The sequence below is a fragment of the Streptomyces sp. NPDC048417 genome, from assembly GCF_040651615.1.
Lineage (GTDB): Bacteria > Actinomycetota > Actinomycetes > Streptomycetales > Streptomycetaceae > Streptomyces.
This window is the reverse complement of record NZ_JBEZKI010000008.1, coordinates 18,712-38,086: the sequence shown is the minus strand read 5'-3', so window position 1 is coordinate 38,086 and position 19,375 is coordinate 18,712. Positions and strand designations below refer to the sequence as shown.

The following is a 19,375-nucleotide window of genomic DNA, read 5'->3' as shown; positions in this document are numbered from 1 at the left end:
GGTTTCGTCTCCTGGACTCCCCAGCCGGGCTCAGTACCGTGGCCCGAACGCCTTCAGGAAGCGGTCGCGGAACTGGTTCATCGCCCAGATCGGGGCGTCCCCGGCCGGCTTCAGACCCGGTGTCCAGCCCCAGCCGGCCACCCGGTCCAGGACCTTCGGGTCATGGGCGACGATCGTGATCGGGACGTCCCGGCGTGGGCTGCCCGCGACGACCTCCGGGCGGGGCTGGTGGTCGCCGAGGAACACCAGGACCGTGTTCGCGTCGGCGTAGCGCCCCATGAACCCGATCAGACTCCGCAGCGAGTACTCGACGGAGACCCGGTACTCGGTGCGCACGCTCTCCGTGTCCTTCCAGACCTCCGCCGGGTCCTTGCCCGCCCGCCGGATCGGCCCGAAGACCGAGCCGTCGCCCAGGTCCTGCCAGCCGATCATGCGGGGCAGGGGCGCCCAGGGCTGGTGGCTGGAGGCGAGGACGATCTCCGCCATCATCGGGCGCCGGTTCCTCCTGCCCAACTCCAGGCGCTCGAAGGCCTCCAGCGTGAACTGGTCGGGGACCGGGCTCCAGCTGAAGTACGGGCCGCGGTAGCCCAGATGGGTGGAGTCGTAGGAGCGGTCGAGGCCGAAGAACCCGGCCTCCGGCCAGGCCCGGCGGACGCCCGGGACGACGCCGACCGTGCGCCACGCACCGGTCTTGCGGAAGTACTTGTTGAGGGTCATCCGGTCGCCGGAGACGAGGTGGCGGTAGCGCTGCTGGTTGTTGATCCACAGTCCGGACAGCAGCGTGGCGTGGCACATCCAGCTGCCCGCCCCGATCACCGGCGACCGCAGCCAGCCGCTGCGCGCGTCGAAACCGGCCGCCTTCAGGGACGCGGTGCCCTCCGTGAGGACCGCGCCGACCTGCCGCGCCATCGCCGGGTCCTCGATCGCCGTGCGGCCGTAACTCTCGACGAACGTGAACAGCACGTCCTTGCCGCGCAGGCCGGTGAGCAGCCGGTCCGGTGGCGTCCTGGCGAAGGCGTCGACGGCGGCCTCCGCCTCGAAGACCCGCGCGTCCGCGAGCCCGGCGCGGACCGCCCGCACCCGCTCCGCCACCAGTTGCGCGCCCAGCGTCGAGGCGACGGGGGCACCGCCCACCTGGAGACCGAAGATCGTGCAGGTGACCCAGGCGACGGCCAGGGCGAGGGTGGTACGGCCCGCGGGCGGGCGCCTGCGCGCCATCCGGTCGGCGAGCCGCACCGTGGCGAGGACGGTCAGGGCCGGCACGGCCACGACGAGCAGCAGCGCCCCGGCGATCGCGAGCACCTCACTGGTCCGGCCGAACGACTCGCGCACATAGTCCGCCGCGTCGTCCACCAGGATCCAGTCGAGCACCAGGTCGAAGGGGCGTTGCAGCACCGAGTAGAACCCCATGTCCAGGCACTTGAGGAGCGTCAGCACACCGAGCATTACGCCCGCCAGCACCGCCGTGACCCGCCGCGGTCGCCCGGGCAGCACCAGCAGTACGGCCGCGAGCACGATCCCCTCGACCGGAATCCGCAGGAACGCCGGCGGCGTGAGCAGGTCGAGCCGGTTCGGCAGCGCCAGCGCGCCCAGCAGCAGAGCGGCAGCCAGGACCGTCGTCCCCACCGTGACCCCCCGGGCGAGAGGCGGATGGCTCCGCCGCCGGCCGACGTCACCGCCGGGCCCGGCCTGTGCGGGCGGGGCCTTCGACGGGGCTTCGGTGTCCGGCGGCTGAGGAGGCGTGAGGTGCGACACCGGAGGTCCTTCCGAGCGGCCGTCGTGACACTGCGCGCATGATCCACGTCGAATCGTGCGCACAGAGTACGGCCCCCCGGGCCGCCCGGCCGCGGCGGCACACCCGCGTCCTACCGGTCGGCGGCCACCGCCACCTCCCGTGCCCACCGGTAGTCCGCCTTGCCGCTCGGCGACCGCTGGATGGACTCGGCGATCACCAGCTGCCGGGGGATCTTGTATCCGGCCAGCTGGGTACGGCAGTGGGTCTGGATGTCCGTGAGAGAGGGCCGGCCGGCGCCCTCGCGCAGTTGCACCACGGCCGCCACATGGCTGCCCCACCTGGCGTCCGGCACCCCGGCCACCAGCGCGTCGTACACGTCCGGATGGGACTTCAGCGCCTGCTCGACCTCCTCCGGGTACACCTTCTCGCCCCCGGTGTTGATGCACTGCGAGCCCCGGCCGAGCACCGTGACGACCCCGTCCTCGTCGACCGTGCCCATGTCGCCGAGAAGCACCCAGCGCCGGCCGTCCTTCTCGAAGAAGGTCTCGGCCGTTTTCCGCGGGTCGTTGTAGTAGCCGAGCGGGACATGGCCGCTCTGCGCGACCCGGCCGATCTCGCCCACCGCGACCGGCTCGTGGGTGGCCGGATCGACCACCCGGGTACGGGAGTTCACGCGGACGCGGAACTGGATGCCGGCCCCCGAGTCGTTCGTCGCGGTGCCGTTGAAGCCGGACTCGGAGGACCCGAAGTTGTTCAGCAGCACGCAATTCGGGACGAGTTCGCTGAACTGCCGGCGCACGGTCTCGGAGAGGATCGCACCGGAGGAGGAGACGCTGAACATGGAGGAGCAGTCGGTGCCCTTCATCGGCCCCTTCAGGGCGTCGATCAGCGGGCGCAGCATCGCGTCGCCGACCAGCGACATGCTGGTGACCTTCTCCTTCTCGACGGTCCGCAGCACCTCCTCGGGCACGAACCTGCGGTGGATCACCACCCGTTGCCCGAAGTTGAAGCCGATGAACGTCGTGAGGGTCGACGTGCCGTGCATCAGCGGGGGAGTGGGGAAGAAGGTGATGCCCGTGCCGCCCGCCGCGACCCGCTCCGCCAGCTCCTCCGGCCGCTTCACCGGCTCACCGGTCGGCGCGCCACCGCCCAGCCCCGCGAAGAACAGATCTTCCTGACGCCACATCACACCCTTGGGCATCCCGGTGGTGCCGCCGGTGTAGATGATGAACTGGTCGTCCGCCGAGCGTGCCGCGAAGCCCCGTTCGGGCGACCCCGCGGCCTCGGCCTCCGCGAAGGGCACGGACTTCGGGCCGGACTCCGGCTCACCCACCCGCACCAGGTGCCGCAGCTTCGGCGCCCGCGGCAGCGCCGCCGCCACCCGGTCGCCGAACTCCGCGTCGAAGACCAGCGCGACCAGGTCGGCGTCCTGGTAGAGGTATGCCAACTCCTCTTCGACATAGCGGTAGTTGACGTTGACCGGCACGACCCGCGCCTTCAGGCAGCCGAGTACCGTCTGGAGGTACTCGACCCCGTTGTAGAGGTGCAGCCCGAGATGCTCGCCGGGGCGGATCCCGCTGTCGGCCAGATGGTGGCCGATACGGTCGGCGGCCGCGTCCAGCTCCGCGTAGGTCAGCCGGCGTTCCGCGCCGGTGCCGGGGTGGTCGAGATAGACGAGCGCCTCGCGGTCCGCGGCCACGTCGACGACCGACTCGAACAGATCGGCAAGGTTGTACTCCACCGCTCCTCCTGACCCCGGCAACCATGGCGAAGAAAGGCGCACCTGTCGGTTCGCCGGTCATCAGAGCAAAGGGCGCGGCAAGTGGGAAGGGTTCGCGCGAAGAAATCTGACTGTCTGTCAGAAAACCCTTGAAGTGCCTCCCGCCCTACTGCAACCTGTTCTCGTTCCGGCAGAGGGGAGAGGTCCATGGGTGGGACGGAACACCTCACCGTACGGCGCGAGGGCGCCACACTGGTGCTCACGCTCAACAGGCCCGAGGCGAAGAACGCGCTCTCGATCTCCATGCTCGTCGGCCTGTACGACGGCTGGATCGAGGCCGACGAGGACGACGCGGTCCGCTCGATCGTGCTCACCGGAGCCGGCGGCGCCTTCTGCGCCGGGATGGACCTCAAGGCGCTGGCCGGACAGGGCATGGCGGGCGAGCAGCTCCGCGACCGGCTGAAAGCCGACCCGGACCTGCACTGGAAGGCGATGCTGCGCCACCATCGCCCGCGCAAACCCGTGATCGCCGCCGTCGAGGGCTACTGCGTCGCGGGCGGCACCGAGATCCTGCAAGGCACCGACATCCGGGTTGCCGGCGAGTCCGCGACCTTCGGCCTGTTCGAGGTGAGACGCGGGCTCTTCCCGATCGGCGGCTCCACGGTCCGGCTGCAACGCCAGATCCCGCGCACCCACGCCCTGGAGATGCTGCTCACCGGACGGCCGTACACCGCCCGCGAGGCCGCCGGCATCGGGCTCGTCGGCCACGTCGTCCCGGACGGCGGCGCCCTCGACAAGGCCCTGGAGATCGCCGAACAGATCAACGCGTGCGGGCCGCTGGCGGTGGAGGCGGTCAAGGCGTCGGTGTACGAGACCGCCGAACTGACCGAGACCGACGGACTCGCCGCCGAACTCAAGCGCGGCTGGCCGGTCTTCGACACCGCCGACGCGAAGGAAGGCGCCCGCGCCTTCGCGGAGAAGCGACCGCCCCTCTACCAGCGTCACTGAAGGAGACCGGGCATGCCCGAAGTCCTCAAAGCCCCGCTCGTCGTCGAGTTTCCCTTCACCCGCTCCCTCGGCCCGGTCCAGAGCGCCTTCCTCACCGGACTGCGCGAACGCGTCGTCCTCGGTGTGAAGACCGGCGACGGCCGCACCCTCGTCCCGCCCGTCGAGTACGACCCGGTCACCGCCGAGGAGATCCGCGACCTGGTCGAGGTCGCCCCCACCGGCACCGTCACCACCTGGGCCTGGAACCACGAACCCCGCCGCGGTCAGCCCCTCGGCACCCCCTTCGCCTGGGTCCTGGTCCGTCTCGACGGCGCCGACACCGCCCTGCTGCACGCCCTCGACGCCCCCGGCCCCGAGGCCGTCCGCACCGGCATGCGGGTCCGTGTCCGCTGGGCCGAGGAACGGTCGGGCGCCATCACCGACATCGCCTGCTTCGAACCGTACGACGGCGAAGCGGCCGAACCGGCCGGCCACAGCGGCGAGTTCGAGGACGCCGTGCACGGCATCGTCGCCCACGCCCGCCTCGACTACACCTACTCACCCGGCCGCGCCCAGTCCGCCTACATCAACGCCCTGTCCACCCGGCGGACCTACGGCGAGCGCTGCCCTTCCTGCCGGAAGGTGTACGTCCCGCCCCGGGGCGCCTGTCCCACCTGCGGGGTGGCCACAGAGGAACAGGTCGAAGTGGGTCCCCGGGGCACGGTCACCACCTTCTGCATCGTCAACGTCAAGGCGAAGAACCTCGACATCGAGGTGCCGTACGTCTACGGGCACATCGCCCTCGACGGCGCCGGCCTCGCCCTGCACGGCCGGATCGGGGGCATCCCCTACGACCAGGTGCGGATGGGCCTCCGGGTCGAGCCGGTGTGGACCGAGGGGGCCCGCTTCCCCGACCACTACCGGCCGACCGGCGAACCCGACGCGGACTACGAGACGTACAAGGAGCTGCTGTGACCGCACCGACGCGGGACATCGCGGTCGTCGCCTTCGCGCAGACCGGCCACCGGCGCACCAGCGAGGAGCTCTCCGAGGTCGAGATGCTCATGCCGGTGCTGCACGACGTCCTCGAACAGACCGGGCTGCGCACCGCCGACATCGGCTTCACCTGCTCCGGCTCCAGCGACTACCTGGCCGGCCGCGCCTTCTCCTTCACCCTCGCCCTCGACGGCGTCGGCGCCTGGCCGCCGATCTCCGAGTCGCACGTCGAGATGGACGGCGCCTGGGCGCTGTACGAGGCGTGGACCAAACTGCTCACCGGGGACGCCGACACCGCCCTCGTCTACTCGTACGGCAAGTCCTCACCCGGCTCCGTCCGGGACGTGCTCACCCGCCAGCTCGACCCCTACTACCTGGCCCCCCTCTGGCCGGACTCCGTCGCCCTCGCCGCGCTCCAGGCGCAGGCCCTCATCGACGCGGGCCACACCGACGAGCCCGCGCTGGCCGCGGTCGGTGCCCGCAGCCGCGCGGACGCCGGTGCCAACCCCCATGCTCAGCTGCGGGGTTCGGTGCCGCAGGGCGACTACCAGGTACGGCCGCTGCGCACCGGCGACTGCCCGCCCATCGGGGACGGGGCCGCCGCGGTGATCCTCGCGGCCGGGGAGCGGGCCCGCGAGCTGTGCTCCCGGCCCGCCTGGATCCGGGGCATCGACCACCGTATGGAGGCGCACGGCCTCGGCGTCCGCGACCTGACCGACGCACCGTCCGCCCGGCTCGCCGCCGAGCGGGCCGGCGTCTTCGAGCGGCCCGTCGACACCGCCGAGCTGCACGCGCCGTTCAGCTCGCAGGAGGTCGTGCTCCGCAGGGCGCTGCGGCTCGGCGACGACGTACGGGTGAACCCGTCCGGCGGGGCTCTGGCCGCCAACCCGATCATGGCCGCCGGGCTGATCCGCATCGGCGAGGCCGCCGCCCGCATCCACCGCGGCGACTGTGACCGCGCCCTCGCCCACGCCACCTCCGGGCCCTGTCTGCAGCAGAACCTGGTCGCCGTACTCGAAGGGGATCCGTTGGAGAGCCCCTCTCAGGAAGGGGATCCGCGATGAGCAAGGAGCCCGTGGCCGTCGTAGGGATCGGCCAGACCAAGCACGTGGCCGCCCGGCGGGACGTCTCGATCGCCGGGCTGGTCCGGGAGGCCGCGCGACGCGCCCTCGACGACGCCGAGTTGGACTGGGCCGACATCGACGCCGTCGTCATCGGCAAGGCGCCCGACTTCTTCGAGGGCGTGATGATGCCCGAGCTCTATCTGGCGGACGCGCTGGGAGCGGTCGGCAAACCCATGTTGCGGGTCCACACGGCGGGCTCCGTCGGCGGCTCCACGGCGCTCGTCGCGGCCAACCTCGTCGCCGCCCGCGTCCACTCCACCGTGCTGACCCTCGCCTTCGAAAAACAGTCCGAGTCCAACGCCATGTGGGGACTGTCCCTGCCGATCCCCTTCCAGCAGCCGCTGCTGGCCGGCGCGGGCGGCTTCTTCGCCCCCCATGTGCGGGCCTACATGCGGCGCAGCGGCGCGCCCGACACCGTCGGCTCGCTGGTCGCCTACAAGGACCGCCGCAACGCGCTCAAGAACCCCTACGCCCACCTCCACGAGCACGGCATCACCCTGGAGAAGGTCCAGGCGTCCCCCATGTTGTGGGACCCCATCCGCTACTCGGAGACCTGCCCCTCCTCCGACGGCGCCTGCGCCATGGTCCTCACCGACCGGGCCGGAGCCGCGCGCTCCCCGAAACCGCCCGCCTGGATGCTGGGCGGCGCCATGCGCAGCGAACCCACCCTGTTCGCCGGCAAGGACGCCGTCTCGCCGCAGGCCGGCAAGGACTGCGCGGCCGACGTCTACCGGCAGGCCCAGATAGCCGACCCGCGCCGGGACATCGACGCCGTCGAAATGTACGTACCGTTCTCGTGGTACGAGCCCATGTGGCTGGAGAACCTCGGCTTCGCCGCGGAGGGCGAAGGCTGGAAACTCACCGAATCGGGCGTCACCGAGCTCGACGGGGACCTCCCCGTCAACATGTCGGGCGGAGTGCTCTCCACCAATCCGATCGGCGCCTCCGGCATGATCCGTTTCGCCGAGGCCGCCCTCCAGGTCCGCGGCCAGGCCGGAGAACACCAGGTGGACGGCGCCCGCAAGGTGCTCGGGCACGCCTACGGCGGCGGCTCCCAGTTCTTCTCGATGTGGCTGGTCGGTGCCGCGGCCCCCGACTCCTGAAAGGACCCTGTCACGTGGCCTGTTGAGTGCCGGAACCGAAAGCTAGGCTGGCCGCGGACGACGAATTCGGGAGGAGCACGGACGTGGCCGAGAGCACCATCCAGCAGCAGTCGGTACTGGGCTGGGACAAGCCGGAGCTGGACCTCAGCGAGGCCGAGTGGCAGTCCAGCAGCCGTGGCCGGGGGGATGTCCAGATCGCCTTTGTCGAGGGATTCATCGCGATGCGCAACAGCGGCCGCCCGGAGAGCCCTTCCCTCATCTTCACCCCCGCCGAATGGGGCGCCTTCGTGTCGGGGGCCCGGGAGGGCGAGTTCGACCTGACCTGAGCGCCTCCCCCGGTGGCGCGGCAGAGAGGTGAACCCGGGGGTGTTCCGCAAGGATTTCCGGACACGTGACCAGCAGCGCCCTTCCGGGGCCGCCGCCTGAGACAGGCTGGCCCCGGACAGGGAAGGTCGTACTCCGGAGGTGAGCAACGATGAGCACTGCGCCGGTCATCGCCGCGGTGGACGGTTCGGACGACAGCCTGCGCGCCCTGGACTGGGCCCTCGACGCGGCCCGGGGACGGGACGCGCCGCTGCGGGTGGTGCATGTGCGCCAGTACGCCGCCTGGGGACAGCCGGACGTCATGGTCGCCGGAGAACCCGACACGGCCGGCGACCCCGTCCTCGACGAGGTCCGCGACCGGCTGTCCGCCGGCGCCGGGGGACCGGACGTGGAGTACGTCGCCATGGAGGGCGCCCCCTCCGCACTGCTGCCCGAACTCGGCACCGACGCCCAGCTGTTGGTGCTCGGCTCCCGGGGTCGCGGCGGCTTCGCCAGCCTGATCCTGGGCTCCAACGGCATGGCCGCCGCCCGCGACGCCCAGTGCCCGGTGGTCGTCGTACCCAGGCCGGGGCGGCAGGTCCCCGACGAGTTCCCCACGCGGCCCGGGCCCCGGGTCGTCGTCGGCGTGGACGTGGACAGCCCCGACGACGCCACCCTCGCGTTCGCCTTCGCGGAGGCCGCCCGGCGCGGCGCCCGACTCCAGGTGATCGCCGCCTACCCGTGGCCGGTCCAGTTCTGGGCCACGGCCGGAGAGCTCGCCCCGCCGACCGTCGACCAGGACGAGGTCGAGCAGGAGACCCGCACCCTCGCCGAGGGCTTCCTCGCCCCGCACCTCAAGGAGCACCCGAACGTGCCCGCCGAGGCCCTCGCGCTGCCCGGAGACGCGGCCGGCGCCCTGGTCGCCGCCTCCAAGGACGCCGAACTGGTCGTCGTCGGGCGGCATCGACGGCGCCTGCTCGCCCCGGCCCGCATGATGGGCTCGGTCACCCAGGCCGTCCTGCTGCACGCGGCGAGCCCGATCGCGGTGATCCCGCCGTCACCGTCCGAAGAGTCCTGAAGTGTCCTGTCAAGCCCCCCGGCTCGGTAACCGTCAGTAGGGAGCGGATCACGCTCATCGGGCGTACTCTGAGCTGCCTGCAAGCCACGGTGCGCGCCCGCTCCCCGCGCTCGCGCATCACCGTGGCAGGGGGTGGTCATGGGACAGCGGGTCCTGCGGAACCGACGGACGCTCTACGAACGTGAGAGTGAACTCGCCGCCGTCGACGAGGCGTTGGCCGAACTCACGGGCCTGAGCGCGGACGGCGCGGCACCGGCCGACCGGCCGCTCGGCGCGCTGCTCACGTTCGCCGGCCGCGCCGGCATCGGCAAGACCACGCTCCTCGCCGAGGTCCGCCGACGCGCCGCCGCCCAGGGCTGCACGGTGCTCTCCGCCCGCGGCGGCGACCAGGAACAGCGCGTAGCCTTCCACGTCGCCCGCCAGCTCCTGCAACCCCGCCTCGCCGGCGCACCGGAGGCCGAACTCCGCGCCTCACTGGGCAGTTGGTACGACATCGTCGGCCCCGCCCTGGGCCTGTGCGCCCCCACCGAGGGCGCCCCGCCCGACCAGCAGGGCCTGCGCGACGGCCTCGACTGGGTGCTCACCCACCTCGTGGTGCGCCAGGCGCCGATGGTCCTCGTCCTCGACGACGCGCACTGGGCCGACCCCGAATCCCTGGGCTGGCTCGCCGCGTTCGCACCCCGCGCCGAGCAACTCCCGCTGCTCGTCGTCGTCGCCTACCGGCCCGACGAACTCCCGGACCACGCCGAGGCGTTGCGCGGACTGCCCGGCCGGGCCGGCGGCCGCCCGCACGACCTGGAACCGCTCAGCGCCGACGCCGTCGCCGGCCTGGTCCGTGAGAGCCTCGGCGCGCACGCCGACGACACGTTCTGCCACGAGTGCTGGGCCGTCACCGCCGGCAACCCCTTCGAGACCGTCGAACTGACCGCCAAGGTCCACGACCGGGGCCTCGACCCCACCGAGGCCGGCGCACCCCTGCTGCGCGACCTCGCCGCCGCCGTCAAGGGCAGCGGGCTGATCGCCCGGCTGGAACGCCTCGGCCCCTCCACCGTCCGGTTCGCCTGGGCCTGTGCCGTCCTCGGCACCGAGATCCATCCCGCGCTCGCCGCCGCCGTCGCCGGCCTCGGCCACGAGGAGGCCGCCGACGCCGCCGACGCCCTGCGCGGCGTCCGCGTCCTCACCGGCGCCGAGACCCTGGAGTTCGTCCACCCGCTGATCGCCACCGCCGTCTACCGGGCCATCCCGCCCGGCGTCCGGGTCGCCCTGCACGGCCAGGCCGCCTGGTGCGTCACCGATGACGGCCAGGCCGCCGCCACCGCCGCCCGCCACCTCCTGGAGACCCACCCCGAGGGCGACCCCTGGGTCGTCCGGCGGCTGCGCGCCGCCGCCGGCGAGACCCTGCGGGCCGGCGCCCCCGACGCCGCCTGCCGCTACCTCGCCCGGGCCCTGCGCGAGCCGCCACCGGCCAAGGACCGCGCCGCCGTCCTCTACGAACTCGGCAGCGCCTCCCTGCTCACCGAACCCGCCACCACCGTCAACCACCTGCGCGCGGCCCTCGCGGAACCCATCGCCGAGCCCGAGCTGCGCCAGAACATCGTCTACCGCCTCTCCCAGGTGCTCGCCCACAGCGACCGGCTCGCCGAGGCCTCCGAGACCCTCGCCCGGGAGATCCGGGTGACCGGCGACGCCCGGGTCCGGCTGCGGATGCTCTCCGAACAGTTCATGTGGGACGCCTTCCGCGCCGACGAACCCGACCACCCCTCCCGCTCCCGCCGGCTGGCCCGGCTCGCCGACCGGCTCCAGGGCCGCGACCTCACCGAGCGGTACATCATCGGCCTGCGCACCTGGGACGCGGTCCAGCGCGGCGAACCCGCCCAGGTCGCGCTCGACCACGCCGAACGCGCCCTCGCCGGCGGCCTCGGCTGGGCCGAGTCGGACCGCGGTTTCGAGGTGCCCGTCCTGGTCGCCCTCGCCTTCATGTACGCCGACCGGCCCGACCGCACCGAGGAACTCTTCGCCACCGGCACCGCCGACTTCGAACGCCAGGGCTGGCGCGGCGCGCACCTCTCCTTCGCGTACACCCTCCACGGTTACGTCCGCTACCGGCGCGGACACCTCGCCGAGGCCGAGGACCTGGTCCGCTCCGGACTGCGCCTCGCCGAACGGGTCGGCCCCGGCACCCCCGCCCACTGGTACGCGGTCGGCACCCTCGTCCAGACCCTGCTCGCCCGCGGCCGCACCGACGAGGCCACCCAGGTCGCCGAGGACCACTCCTTCCACGAGCCCTTCCCGGCGGCCGTGGTCTTCCCCGACGCCCAGACCGTCTACGGCGAACTGCTCCTCGCCCGCGGCCTCACCCAGGACGCGGCGGCCGAGCTCGCGGCCGCGGGCCGCCGCCTGGAACCACGCGGTATCCGCAACCCCGCGTGGTGCCCCTGGCAGCTCCACCTGGCCCGCGCCGAGAGCCACGACACACCCGACCGTGCCCTGGCCACGGCCCTGGAAGCGGTCGGCCGCGCCCGCCAGTTCGGCGCCCCGTCGGCGATCGGCCAGGCCCTGCGCACGGCGGCGGAGGTCACGACGGGCCCGGCCCGCATGACCTACCTGAAGGAGGCGGTGACCCACCTGGAGCGTTCCCCGGCAGCCTACGAACTGGCATGCGCGCTGGTGGCCCTGGGCACAGAGCTGCACGACCCCAGCCACCTCCGCAGGGGCCTGGAGACGGCCGAGCGGTGCGGGGCGGACGGCTTGGCGGACGAGGCGCGGGCCAAGCTGGTGGCAACGGAGGCGGCGGCTTTGTAGCAGACGCCGGGCCGGCATGCCAAGGGGTGCGGGGAACGGCGCGAACAGCCACAACGGCGCCGCACCGCCCCACCACCGCCACCTGCCCCGGCGCCGCCCCCACCGCACCACCGCCACCTGCCCGGCGCCTTCGGCCCGGCCCGGCGCCGCCGACCCGTACCATGGACCGCATGTCGTTCCTCCGTCGCCGCAGCGCCACTCCCGCCGGCCCCGACTTCGACGTACTGGCCATGGACCCGGGCGACTGGCCCGGCAACCTCGGCGCCGGGCTGCTGCCCGCCCCCGACGGCACCTGCCAGGGCGTCTTCCTGCGCTACGACCTCTTCGGCGGCCGCGGCCCCGCGATGATCATCGGCAACCTCCCCGAGGGCTCCCCCGCCCGCGAGGTCGCGGAGGACGAGGTCCCCTTCGAGGTCGGCCAGCTCCTGCTCGCGCTGGAGAACGACGAGGACGTCACCGTCGTAGGCACCGAGGACATGCCGGTCCTGCAGGGCGACAACCTGCTGATCGTGCGCCGCCTCAAGCTCTCCGAGAGCCGGATCTCCTGCGTCCAGTTCGACCGCAGCGACGGCGTCCTCGTGACCATCGCCGCCTGGGACCGCCCGATCACGGACGACCTGTACGCCCTGCTGAAACCGCTCCCGGCGGAGTTGTTCCAGCAGGGCTGACGACGGCTACCGCCGCGTCCACCGGCTGGCCGGCGCCACCGTCACGTCGGCCGCGCGGACGAACTCGACCCGGTGGCCGTACTGGATCTCGAAGTACAGGTCCTTGCCGACCACGACCCGGTGCGAGGCGGTGTCGAAGGTGACCGCGTAGTAGTACTCGCCCGGCACCACGTCACCGACCACGTACTCCTGGCCCGCGGGGATGGTGTACGGCAGCGCCGACACCGCCTGCGCGGGTACCCCGGAGGGGTACGCGGCCGCCTCCGGATAGGCACGGCCGTACACCGGGATGCTGGTCAGGCCCGCCTTCGGCGTCACCACCAGCCCCGCGGCGGTCACCGCCGTCGGCGCCTTCGCCGGATTCCTGAACCAGGCCTTCTGCCCCAGGTACCAGATCGCCGTCCAGTCTCCCCAGGTGTCCGCCACCGCGTACTGCTGGCCGGTGGAGACCCGCGAGGAGAGATCGTTCACGTCGGCCGTCGGCGCCCTGCCGAGGCCGATGTCCTTGATCAGGGCCGAACTCTCGTCGTGGTCGGAGTACAGCCGTACCTCGCTGGAACCGTGTGCGGCGCACGGCTGGCCGCTGGTGACGCAGCCGGTGTACGTCGGCTGGTTCGTGGCGTAGTCCGGCAGGATCGTCACCAGACCGCCCTTCTTGCCCGCCGTGCGCTTGAAGGGGTGCTCCAGCAGCTCGAAGTAGTGCCGCCAGTCCCAGTACGGGCCGGGGTCGGTGTGCATCCCGGGGATCGTCGAGGTGGTCGGCCCCGGCACGGTGTCGTGGCCGAGGATGTGCTGCCGGTCCAGCGGGATGCCGTACTTGGTGGTCAGGTACTTCACCAGCCGGGCCGACGACCGGTACATCGCCTCCGTGTACCAGGCGTCCGGCGCGGCGAGGAAACCCTCGTGCTCGATGCCGATCGACTTGGCGTTGATGTACCAGTTGCCCGCGTGCCAGGCCACGTCCTTCGCCTTGACGTGCTGGGCGATCAGACCGTCGGTGGAACGGATGGTGTAGTTCCAGGACACATAGGTCGGGTCCTGGACCAGGTTGATGGTCCCGTCCCAGGCGCCCTCCGTGTCATGGATGACGATGTACTTGATGCTCTGCGAGGCCGGCCGGTCGCCGACGTCGTGGTTGCCGTAGTCGTTGTCCCCGAACTCCTCGTAGGGCGCCGGGATCCATTCGCACGACACCGTTGTCGGGCATTCCGTCTCGTCCGCCGCCACCGTGCGCAGCCCGGTCAGCTTCAGCTGCGCGGTGTCGGCCTTCAGATCGGGCTGGGCGGCGAGGGCGACGAGCTCTCCCTCGTCCGTGGTGCGCTCCTGGCCCGTGTGGAGGACGTCGAACACGTCGTTCGCGTACGCCGCCGCGGTCGCCGAGTCGTCGGCGCCGGAGAAGCGGGCGACCGCGCCGTACCAGTCGGCCGGGTCGGCGCTGAGTGGCTGGTGCAGGGACCGCTGGGCGGCCGCGAGCAGGGCGGCGCCGCCGGCCACGTTCGACGCCGGATCGGTGCGCAGCTCCTTCGCCGGGATACCGGTCAGCCGGGCCGCCCGGGGGAGGGTCTTGAGACGGGCCGGGAGCGCGGAGTCCGCCGGCACCTTGACGCCGGGGTGCAGGACCGGGCGGGCACTGTCGCCACGGGCGTCCTCGGTGCCGTCGGCGAAGTGCTCGGTGGCGGTGGCCAGCGCGGTGTGCGCGTCGGTGAGGTGCATCGGGCCGTAGCCGCCCGTCACGCTCGGCGCGCCGTCATGGGTGTCCCAGCGGGACTGGAGATAGGAGACGGCCAGCAGAACGCTCTGCGGCACGTGGTACTCGGTCGCGGCGGACGCGAACGCACGCTGGAGCAGTCCGGCGGACGACGCGGTCCCGCCGGGCGGCGGGGCGGCGCCCAGCAACGGCAAGAGCAGTGCCGCGGAGCCGACGGCGGCGGCCGTCGCCCTCCGCATATGTCTGCCGCCGCGAGTGGGCGCTGGCTCGGTGACGGATCCTCGCAATGCGGCCTCCTGGGGCGATCGAGCGCGGCGGGGCGTGCGGGGCTGAGCGTGGCTCAGTGGTACCGGCTTGCCGACGATCCGTCAATCATGCCCAGAGGAGGGAGAATTCCCATGTCATACGATGATCGTGGGAGTTTCGCGGCGGAGGCTCCCGGCCTGCGCGGCGTCAGTGGCGTACACCAGTGAGCGGTACGGCCACCCGGGAAATCCGCGGTGCTCGGTTGCCCGAGCGCACCGCGGATTTCTCGTCCCCGTCAGCGAGTGCCGACCGCCGCGCGCACGGCCCGGCGGGCCAGCTGGCAGTCGTCGTGCATCCGCCGGAGCAGCAGCCGCTGTTCCTCGCCGGTCGGCGCGGCACCGGGGTGGGCTGTGAGCTGTGCCGCCGGGGCCGCGTCGTGCATCGAACGCTGCACGGCGGTCTCGTAGGTCCGGATCTCCCGGGTGAGGACCAGCATCAGGTTCACCAGGAAGGCGTCCCGGGACGCGGGTCCCGCCGACTGGGCGATCTGGCTGATCTGACGACGCGCCACCGGGGCGTCCGCGAGAACCGACCAGAGCGTCGCCAGGTCGTATCCCGGCAGGTACCAGCCCGCGTGCTCCCAGTCCACCAGCACTGGACCGGCCGGGGACAGCAGGATGTTCGAGAGCAGGGCGTCGCCGTGGCAGAACTGGCCCATCCCTTGCCGGCCCGCCGCGACCGCGATGCCGTGCAGCAGCTTCTGCAGGTCACCCATGTCCCGGTCGGTGAGCAGACCCAGCTCGTGGTACCGGGAGATACGGGCCGCATAGTCCACCGGCGCGTCGAAGGTGCCCGCCGGGGGCCGCCAGGCGTTCAGCCGGCAGATCGCGCCCAGGGCGGCCCGGATGTCCGCCCGGGGCGGAGCCTCCGCCGGGTGGCGCTGTACCGCCGCCACCCGGCCGGGCATCCGCTCGATCACCAGCGTGCAGTTGTCCGGGTCCGCTGCGATCAGCCTCGGCACCCGGATCGGCGGCCGGTGCCGGACGAACGAGCGGTATGCCGCTATTTCGTGGCGGATCCGCTCCGCCCAGGCGGGGGAGTGGTCCAGTAGACACTTGGCCACGGCTGTGCTGCGCCCCGTCGTCCCGACGAGGATCACGGACCGCCCGGAGCGCCGCAGCACCTGCACCGGAGCGAACTCCGGGCAGATCCGGTGCACCGACGCGATCGCGGTGCGCAGCTGTGCGCCCTGGGGGCCGGACAAGTCGAGTCTCCCGCTGAGCGGTTGGGCGCCCGGGCCCGCGGCGCGCCGTGGCCGGCCCACGACCGGTACGGCGGCCCCGGTACGTGCGGGGTCGAGATAGGGTCCGCTGCCCGCCGGGCGGGGGCGCAGTGACCGGGGCGGAGCGGACACGGAGGACGATGCTGCGTACATGGGCGATACAGATCCCTTCGTGTACCTGCGGTGCCTGCCTGAGAAGTCCTGTGAGGGGTTCTCGCGCCCAACCCGTCCCGGCCGCCCGGACACACCCTGGGGAGTGTGCCCGTCGAGTGGCGACCGGGTCGGGGTGGCGCGTTCCTACCTGACACCCGTTGCCCAGTGGCACACCATCTGGCGCACCCTGGCGAACCGTGGCGAATAGTCGCCCGGCAATCGTCACGGGGCTACTGTCAACTCAGCCGAGAACCTGGGGGCTTGACGTGAGCGGACAATCCAACACCCGCCTCTCGGACCTGTTCGGCCTGGCCGGCTGGTCCAAGGGCGAACTCGCGAGGCTGGTCAACCGGCAGGCGGCGGCCATGGGCCACCCCCAGCTGGCGACCGACACCTCCCGGGTGCGGCGGTGGATCGACACGGGAGAGATCCCGCGCGATCCGGTGCCGCGGGTGCTGGCGGCCCTGTTCACCGAGCGTCTCGGCCGTGTCGTGACCATCGAGGACCTCGGTCTGGTACGGCACGGGCGTACGGGAAAACGGCCGGACGACGGGAACGTGGAACATCCCGACGGCATGCCGTGGGCGCCCGAACGAACCGCCGCGGTCCTCACCGAATTCACGGGAATGGACCTCATGCTCAACCGACGCGGCTTGGTGGGCGCGGGTGCCGCGCTCACCGCGGGATCCGTACTCAGCAGCGCCATGTACGACTGGCTGCACACCGACCCCACCCTGAAGGCCGACGCCCCCGTCCTCGACGACCCTCTGCACGCCGACCCCGCCGGGTTCGACCGCTACGAGGCCGCCCCCATCGGGTCCGAGGAGATCGAGGAACTGGAGCGCTCCGTCGAGGTGTTCCGCGCCTGGGACGCGGCCCGCGGCGGCGGGCTGCAGCGCAAGGCCGTGGTGGGACAGCTCAACGAGGTGGGCGGCATGCTCGCCTACCGTCACCCCGACCATCTGCAGCGGCGCCTGTGGGGCGTCGCCGCCAACCTCGCCGTGCTCGCGGGCTGGATGTCGCACGACATCGGCCTGGAGCCCACGGCCCAGAAGTACTTCGTCATCGCCGCCCACGCGGCCCGTGAGGGCGGTGACCGGCCGCGTGCCGGGGAGGCGCTCTCCAGAGCGGCTCGCCAGATGGTGCACATCGGCCGGCCCGACGAGGCACTCGACCTGATGAAGCTCGCCCAGTCCGGCTCGGGCCACGAGGTGCTGCCCCGCACCCAGGCGATGTTCCACACCATCGAGGCGTGGGCGCAGGCGTCGATGGGCAAGGGCCAGGCGATGCGCCGTACCCTCGGTCAGGCGGAGAGCCTCTTCGTCTCGGACCGCAGCGATGTGCCGCCGCCGAGCTGGATGCAGATGTTCAACGAGGCGGATCTGTACGGCATGCAGGCCCTGGCCTACCGCACGCTGGCCGACCATGACCCGAGCGCGGCCGTGCATGCCCGGCACTATGCGGAGAAGGCCCTGACGCTCAGGGCCGACGGCAAGCAGGAGCGGTCGAAGATCTTCGACTTCCTCTCCATGGCCTCCGCCTGCTTCATCGCGGACGACCCCGAACAGGCGGGTCACTACGCGCGGTTGGCCCTGGTGTCGATGGGATCGAACTCCTCCCACCGCACCTGGGACCGGCTGCGCCAGATGTACCGGCTCACCGCCGAGTACGCCGGCTACCCGAGGATCCAGGAACTGCGGGACGAGATCAAGCTCGCCCTGCCCAAGGCCAGGAGCAGGGGGACGAACAACAGCGCACAGGCATAGAGAGCCTGTGCGCATCCCAGCGCACCGGTTGATCCGGGTGGCGGCAGCCGCCCTTATTCACTCACCTTGGCGATGAGCACGCAGGCCTCGTCCTCGCGCTCGGTCTCGCCGAACTCCTCGATCACGGCCCTGACACAGGCCTGGGCTGTGCGTGCCGCCCCGAACCGTGGGGACAGGCCAAGGAGCCGGTCCAGGGAGTCCGCCGCGCTGTGCCCGGGCAACAGCCCGTCGGTGTGCAGCAGGAGCAGGTCACCCGGTTCCAGGGTCACTTCGGCCTGCCCGTAACCGGCTCCCGAGGTGGCGCCGAGCAGGACGCCGTCCGGCGCGCTCAGCACGCACCCCGTCCCGTCGCGGAACAGCAGCGGGGCGGGGTGCCCTGCCTGCGCCCAGGTCAGGGTGCGGGTCGCGGGGCGGTAGCGGCAGCAGACGGCGCTACCCAGCGCGGGCTGCACGGTCGCGTCGAGCAACTGGTTCAGCAGGGACATGAGTTGCCCCGGCTGGGCGCCGGCCATCGCCATGCCGCGTACGGCGCCGAGCAGCATCGCCATGCCCGAGGTGACGGCGACTCCGTGCCCGGTGAGGTCGCCGACGCTGAGCAGGGTGTCGCCGTCGGGCAGCTCCAGCGCGTCGTACCAGTCGCCGCCGAGCAGGGCGCTGGCCCCGGACGGCAGGTAGTGGGCGGCGGCATCAAGGGTGCCCGGGCCGCGACGTGGCAGCCGCAGCGCGCCGCGCCCCGGCGGCACCGCGGCTTCCTGCAGTTCGGCCGCGAGCCGCCGCTCGGTCTGGTCCCGCCGGTGCCGGTACCGCATCGAGTCGCGGGTCTCGCGCACCGTACGCTGGCTGCGCCGCAGTTCGCTGACGTCCCGCAGCACGGCCCACATCGAGGCGGTGCTGCCGTCGCCGCCGAGTACGGGCTCGCCCATCATGTGTACGGTCCGCACGTTCCCGTCGGGCCGCAGGACGCGGAACTCGCCGTCGATCGGCTTGGCGTCGACCAGGCAGTCGGTGACCATCGTGGTCAGTCCGGGCCGGTCCTCCTCCAGGACGAGGGCGGGCAGTTCGTCGAGGGTGAGCGCGGGCGCGGCCGGGTCGCGGCCGAGGATCTGGTAGAGCTCGCCGGACCAACTGGCCTCGTCCGTCAGGAGGTTCCACTCTGCGCTGCCTACCCGGCTGAGCAGCGAACCGGGCGGGATGTCGGCCGGTGCCGAGGGACGCGCCTGCTCGGCGTCCGGGCCGGGCGGCAGCGGCGCGGGGCCGTCCCGCAGCTGCGCCAAGTGCTCGTCCAGATCGTTGAGCTGATGCAGTGCCAGGTCGTACAGCGCGCGCTGCCAGCGGTCCCGGGGGTCGGAACCGTCGCTCCGGGTGTCCCGTCGTACGGCGTCCACATCGCCCTTGAGCCGCCGCGTCTGCGATATCAACGCCTCGACCGAGCCGCGCCCGGGCGGCTGGGCGGCGGGGCGGTCCGCGGAGACATGGGACGGCATGACGCACTCCGATGCGGGGACGGTACGGCCAGGACGGGCGGGGGACCGGTTACGACTGTTGCACAGCCTGCGACGCCCCGTAAGGGATTTGGCAACACACGATACGGTGGTGCTTCTGGCATATGCCAGAGTCTTCACGGGCTGGTGGACCGCTATGAAAGACGTACGCGGCCTAGTGGGGCAAGTCGTAGGCGGACTACGCGACTTGACCTATTTTCAG

The 19,375-nt window shown here is 72.3% G+C and carries 14 protein-coding genes; 9 read left to right on the top strand and 5 right to left on the bottom strand.

Annotated elements, in window-relative coordinates:
* Positions 1–30 precede the first annotated feature (30 nt).
* Together AB0D59_RS14425 and AB0D59_RS14420 are read right to left on the bottom strand one after the other, a co-directional pair.
* Complete coding sequence (locus tag AB0D59_RS14425; protein WP_362564718.1) at positions 31–1,755, bottom strand: sulfatase; 1,725 nt, start codon at positions 1,753–1,755, stop codon at positions 31–33.
* Positions 1,756–1,865: 110 nt separating this feature from the next.
* Entirely contained in the window at positions 1,866–3,476 is a 1,611-nt protein-coding gene (locus AB0D59_RS14420; protein WP_362564716.1) for an acyl-CoA synthetase, read from the bottom strand.
* A gap of 186 nt (positions 3,477–3,662) precedes the next feature.
* On the opposite strand from AB0D59_RS14420, the gene AB0D59_RS14415 reads away from it, so the two are divergent.
* The 8 genes from AB0D59_RS14415 (at position 3,663) to AB0D59_RS14380 (ending at position 12,516) form a co-directional block, all read left to right on the top strand.
* Positions 3,663–4,463 (top strand): crotonase/enoyl-CoA hydratase family protein, encoded by an 801-nt coding sequence (locus AB0D59_RS14415; RefSeq protein WP_362564714.1) that lies wholly within the window; start codon positions 3,663–3,665, stop codon positions 4,461–4,463.
* Between the two features lie 12 nt (positions 4,464–4,475).
* Positions 4,476–5,417, top strand: a complete 942-nt coding sequence (locus tag AB0D59_RS14410; RefSeq protein WP_362564712.1) for an OB-fold domain-containing protein — start codon at positions 4,476–4,478, stop codon at positions 5,415–5,417.
* The gene (locus AB0D59_RS14405; protein WP_362564710.1) at positions 5,414–6,502 is read left to right on the top strand and encodes a thiolase domain-containing protein; all 1,089 of its coding nucleotides are present in this window, start codon (positions 5,414–5,416) and stop codon (positions 6,500–6,502) included. The genes AB0D59_RS14410 and AB0D59_RS14405 overlap by 4 nt, the downstream gene beginning before the upstream one ends.
* Positions 6,499–7,665 (top strand): thiolase domain-containing protein, encoded by a 1,167-nt coding sequence (locus tag AB0D59_RS14400; protein WP_362564708.1) that lies wholly within the window; start codon positions 6,499–6,501, stop codon positions 7,663–7,665. Before AB0D59_RS14405 ends, AB0D59_RS14400 begins: the two co-directional genes overlap by 4 nt.
* Positions 7,666–7,748: 83 nt before the next feature.
* On the top strand, positions 7,749–7,991 hold the full coding sequence (locus AB0D59_RS14395; protein WP_351707479.1) for a DUF397 domain-containing protein: 243 nt from the start codon (positions 7,749–7,751) through the stop codon (positions 7,989–7,991).
* A 149-nt stretch (positions 7,992–8,140) separates the two neighbouring features.
* On the top strand, positions 8,141–9,046 hold the full coding sequence (locus AB0D59_RS14390; RefSeq protein ID WP_362564706.1) for a universal stress protein: 906 nt from the start codon (positions 8,141–8,143) through the stop codon (positions 9,044–9,046).
* 138 nt (positions 9,047–9,184) lie between these two features.
* Positions 9,185–11,848, top strand: a complete 2,664-nt coding sequence (locus tag AB0D59_RS14385; protein WP_362564705.1) for an AAA family ATPase — start codon at positions 9,185–9,187, stop codon at positions 11,846–11,848.
* Between the two features lie 170 nt (positions 11,849–12,018).
* Positions 12,019–12,516, top strand: a complete 498-nt coding sequence (locus tag AB0D59_RS14380) for a hypothetical protein (protein WP_046731250.1) — start codon at positions 12,019–12,021, stop codon at positions 12,514–12,516.
* Between the two features lie 6 nt (positions 12,517–12,522).
* Here AB0D59_RS14380 and AB0D59_RS14375 read toward each other — a convergent pair whose 3' ends face one another.
* Both AB0D59_RS14375 and AB0D59_RS14370 read right to left on the bottom strand, forming a co-directional pair.
* Positions 12,523–14,463 (bottom strand): peptidoglycan recognition family protein, encoded by a 1,941-nt coding sequence (locus AB0D59_RS14375; RefSeq protein WP_362564703.1) that lies wholly within the window; start codon positions 14,461–14,463, stop codon positions 12,523–12,525.
* A 302-nt stretch (positions 14,464–14,765) separates the two neighbouring features.
* On the bottom strand, positions 14,766–15,905 hold the full coding sequence (locus AB0D59_RS14370; protein ID WP_362564702.1) for an aminoglycoside phosphotransferase family protein: 1,140 nt from the start codon (positions 15,903–15,905) through the stop codon (positions 14,766–14,768).
* Between the two features lie 266 nt (positions 15,906–16,171).
* Between AB0D59_RS14370 and AB0D59_RS14365 the strand changes: the two genes are divergently transcribed.
* Entirely contained in the window at positions 16,172–17,671 is a 1,500-nt protein-coding gene (locus tag AB0D59_RS14365; protein WP_362564700.1) for a hypothetical protein, read from the top strand.
* Between the two features lie 53 nt (positions 17,672–17,724).
* Here AB0D59_RS14365 and AB0D59_RS14360 read toward each other — a convergent pair whose 3' ends face one another.
* Complete coding sequence (locus AB0D59_RS14360; RefSeq protein ID WP_362564698.1) at positions 17,725–19,155, bottom strand: SpoIIE family protein phosphatase; 1,431 nt, start codon at positions 19,153–19,155, stop codon at positions 17,725–17,727.
* Positions 19,156–19,375 lie beyond the last annotated feature (220 nt).